This window comes from Streptococcus sp. KR (genome assembly GCF_002238115.1).
In the GTDB taxonomy this organism is placed as follows: Bacteria; Bacillota; Bacilli; order Lactobacillales; family Streptococcaceae; genus Streptococcus.
Genome location: NZ_NGVM01000370.1, coordinates 1 through 216 on the forward strand (window position 1 = coordinate 1; position 216 = coordinate 216).

Here is a 216-nt window from a genome sequence, read left to right on the forward strand (position 1 = left end):
GAAACTCAATGGAAGCCGGAATATTAACAGGAGGATATCATGACTGAATACCGAATTGAAGAAGATACGCTCGGACAAGTCAAAGTTCCAAAGGACGCGCTGTGGGGACCACAAACTGAACGAAGCAGGCATAACTTTCCAACTGGCCCACTAATGCCAGTTGAAGTCATCCGGACACTTATTAACATCAAGTTGTGTGCGGCAGTCGTTAATGGT

The 216-nt window shown here is 45.8% G+C and carries 1 pseudogene; it reads left to right on the plus strand.

From position 1 onward, the window contains the following. Window positions 1-39: 39 nt before the first annotated feature. Window positions 40-216, plus strand: a pseudogene (locus CBI42_RS13375) (class II fumarate hydratase); the annotation flags it as partial.